Below are 3,518 nucleotides of genomic sequence, written 5' to 3'. Positions count from 1 at the left end.
CTTGGAAATCGTCATCGTCATCGTCCTTGCTTCTCTCAGGAAGCATGAACCAAATCCCAGTTACACAGAAGGTCGGACACTCTCTCGCCTGATGTCATCCGGCCCAGTTGAGGCAATTCAGCGATCAGCATCGCCGCAGAGACGGGACCAATCCCCGGGATTGTTCGCAGTAGGTTTGCCTTTGCAGCAAGTCGCTACGTCTGCGCAATAACGCTTTCGATCCGCCGTTCGGTGGCAGAGATCTGGGCGTCGAGCACGTTCTGGAGATTATCGTCCATGGTCTCAACGCAGGCAGAAACACCTTGTTTCTTACGGGCGCTAATCTGAGCTTTGAGCCGCTTGCGCATATTAACGATTTGCCATCTTCTCGTCGTCAAGGTTCTGAGAATACGAAGTTTCTCATCTGGCAGTTCTCGTCGGGCCTCAGGTCTGAATGCCATGAACCGAGCAATGAGTTCCGCATCGATCCGGTCAGTCTTTGCCCGCGTGCCCCGAGAGAGTGCGAAGGCTTTGATCTGCGCGGGGGGCAACTGAACGGCTGCGATTTCTGCGGCAGTAAGTTCGGTCAAGAGCACCCATTCCTGGCCACCCGTAGCTTCAAACCCAACTTTTACCTGACCGGCCATCTGCCGGATCATCGCGACCAGCACATTATAGCAATCTGGCGTATTGGGATGCCTAAACGATCATTGATCCGGAAAGCAGAACCCGTCCAGCCAGTCGCGCGATACGTCTGGTTGTTTCAGTTATCATTTCACTCTCTCTTCCTTATGCTTCGCGGTCCCGCAATACGGGCCGCCGTCAACTGTTCGAGACGGTGAAGAGAGGCGGGATCAGCCTGCTAGAGATCGTGGTCATGCCACAAGGTGATTAGCGCTGTATCCTACCCCGTCGCCGGTCCTGCCGCGAGCGGTGACGGGTAATCATAGCAGGTTCGAGACACATAAGGTGTCTGATAATTGGGGCTCGCGTATGTGCGCGCGCCCTCCGTCTTAGTTAACGACCATTGGTGCAGTGGCCCAAGGCAAGGCGATCACGATCAGTCCCAGCCAAAACAGAAAGACAATGAGCACTGCCGCGATGCCGGCGCCCGCACTTGGGTAATACCTGTAGCGACCACCGTAGCGATACGGCCAACGGTCACGTGTGTAGCCCCACCCGGGCGCACCGACGATGGCGATGAGCAAGAACAGGATGAGCAGCCAGAACCAGAAAAATTCCATCTCAATTTCTCCTTTCGTGTCAAAGCTTCAGCGTCGTTCACCGCGATGACGAGTTACCCGTCATCGCGGCGCGCAGTGAAATCATTCAGTCACGTTTGATTGCAGCTGCTCGTAGTCAAAGGACTCGATGGTATCGACCTCGGTCGCATCGTACTGCATGTCGTAGCGCGTCGTTCCCATCGGAGAGGTGCCAGAGTAGCGGTAGGGATAGGCATAATATCCTGCACGTCCGTAGGCTGTGGAATCCGTGACGATCGCGGCAATCGCGTCATCCTGCACGATGATGTCCGCGACATAACCATAGGGGACGTCCTCTGACAGATAGGCGTAACTGCCAATCAGGTCGGTCGCCTTGAAGATGCTAGATCCTGCGACAAGGTCATCATCGACGACCTGCGTTGAATCTGTGGCATCTTCGGTGATGACTTGCTCATCGTCCCAGTTTCCGTCGAAAACGTCGTAATCGTCGATGGTTTCCTCGGTGACCGGGACCTGGAGCTCCTGAATGTTGTCAGTCATCGTAACCTGGTCCCACGGAACATGAACGTGGGTATCGCCGATGTCCCAGAAACCGCCGACCTGCGCGATGATGCCAAGAACCTCGCCTTCGTTGCTGAAGATGATGTTTTCGATATCACCGATATCTTCGCCGGTCGCGTCGACCACATCGGTGGCGCCGAACGCGGTGTCAACACTCCAACCCTCGGCGTAAAGGCCGTCGTAGGCCCAGTTGGAAAGAACCTGTACGTCTTCCTGTGCGAAAGCCGGCGAGGCTATGGTGAAAGCCAAGGCACTTGCTGCAGTTGCAGTCATTGTTGTCCGTTTCATTTCGTCGTCCTTTCCGCTTTTGTCTTAAAGCAAGCTTTTGTCTTAAAGCAAATTGTTCACGCTAAATGAATTCAGCGTTCATAGGTGAACTGAAAGGCCCCAATTTTTGTTCCTAAATTTGTTCTTTTTTGGTTTATTCTTGATCTGATATACTAAATTAAGTTAGTTTTCTTGAGGTATATCTCGTCAATGCCAGCGCGTTTCTATGCAAAAATCAAAGAATTACTGCAGAAAGAAATATGGTAGTAGCCAAGCCAAGGCAGCTGCGACACCCAATACAATAAGGAAACGATAGCTGGACATTTGGCGAGAGCCGGCGCTCCCTTGGTTGACCCGGGGACGGTCATGCAATCCGGCATCACCGGGTCCTGCCGGGACCTCACCCGTTTCTGGATCCGGGCGGGGAGCTTCACTGTCAGGATCTTGCTTCTTCCCGGGTGCTGCGATTTTGGTGCTATCGTGGGCTTCGGACCTGTTTTCGTCAGATGCACTCTTTGGTAAATCTGCAGGGTCATCGCGGGTCATAACGGGTCTCCGTTTCCTTTACCTGTCGGTCAGAAAAGAACGGGAGACACAGCAAATATGTTCCCATTTGGTTTGGGAGGTAGCGGTTTCTGCTGGGGCGACGCGTTTTATCGGCAAGGTCGCGGCGCAGGGTGCCAGACAAGACGTGTTTCTGACTTATAGCAGATCACCTTGAACGATGCCGGGTGCCCAAAACATGAAAAAGGCGGGCTTGAAAGCCCGCCTCTACGCACGATCCAGATCATCGTGCGTCTTGCCCTTTTACAGGCAAAAGCACAGCAGACCTGATCTCGCTCATCGGTGATGATTGCGTCGCCTTGGCCAGTCCAAAAGGCGAGGACCAACTAAGACGCCATCAACCCGAAGTGTCATTCGTCCAGAACGAAAGTCACAACCAGATTAATTTTAAAGTCGGTGATCTTACCGTCGTCGATCATGACATTCTGGTCCTTGACCCATGCACTGGTAATTCCGCGCAGTTTTTTGGAAGCTCTTTCTATACCGCGCTTGGCTGCATCGTCGAAACTTTCCGGCGAGGTCGCGGATATCTCTGTTACACGTGCAATAGACATATAAGTCTCCTTTTCGGTTGCTTGATATGACCAACCAACCGAAAGAACGATCTTAGGTTCCGTAATATCTCGGAACGTCTGTCCACACGACTCAGGCTTAGACGTTCATGACGCACTCGCGGGACGGTCTAGCTCGATGGCGGAGAGAGCCGAACTTGACCTAGCGGCGGAATTTTGTACCGGCGTTATGCCTCTTTTGGTGCCTACCGTGGGGATATCGGTGTTTGTCAAAGGAGTTGTCCGCCGATTTTATGCGGCGTCTCTGATTTCAGGGGCGCTGGTTTCGGTTTCGGGGTTGAGCCAGACGGGGCCGGCGATTTGCCAGTTGCGGGTTTTGCCTGACCAGCGTTCCGGATGTTGCGACCCTGCC

At 53.5% G+C, this 3,518-nt stretch carries 3 protein-coding genes and 1 pseudogene; all 4 read right to left on the bottom strand.

Annotated features, from left to right (window positions below; translation table 11 throughout):
- Positions 1-194: 194 nt before the first annotated feature.
- A pseudogene (locus GZH79_RS18855) lies at positions 195-671 on the bottom strand (transposase); the annotation flags it as partial.
- A 321-nt stretch (positions 672-992) separates the two neighbouring features.
- Positions 993-1,223, bottom strand: a complete 231-nt coding sequence (locus GZH79_RS18850; protein ID WP_211645315.1) for a hypothetical protein — start codon at positions 1,221-1,223, stop codon at positions 993-995.
- Between the two features lie 81 nt (positions 1,224-1,304).
- Complete coding sequence (locus GZH79_RS18845) at positions 1,305-2,051, bottom strand: PRC-barrel domain-containing protein (protein ID WP_211645314.1); 747 nt, start codon at positions 2,049-2,051, stop codon at positions 1,305-1,307.
- 893 nt (positions 2,052-2,944) lie between these two features.
- Positions 2,945-3,148: a dodecin family protein gene (locus GZH79_RS18840; protein ID WP_211645313.1), complete on the bottom strand. Its 204-nt coding sequence runs from the start codon at positions 3,146-3,148 to the stop codon at positions 2,945-2,947.
- Positions 3,149-3,518 lie beyond the last annotated feature (370 nt).

It is taken from the genome of Loktanella sp. SALINAS62, from assembly GCF_018263905.1.
Taxonomy (GTDB): domain Bacteria; phylum Pseudomonadota; class Alphaproteobacteria; order Rhodobacterales; family Rhodobacteraceae; genus Loktanella.
Note: the sequence above shows the minus strand (reverse complement) of the source record. Positions and strands in the feature narration are given on the sequence as shown.

Coding starts and splice junctions, on each gene's coding strand:
- GZH79_RS18850 (WP_211645315.1), bottom strand. CDS start 1,223: ATGGAATTTTTCTGGTTCTGGCTGCTCATCCTGTTCTTGCTCATCGCC.
- GZH79_RS18840 (WP_211645313.1), bottom strand. CDS start 3,148: ATGTCTATTGCACGTGTAACAGAGATATCCGCGACCTCGCCGGAAAGT.
- GZH79_RS18845 (WP_211645314.1), bottom strand. CDS start 2,051: ATGAAACGGACAACAATGACTGCAACTGCAGCAAGTGCCTTGGCTTTC.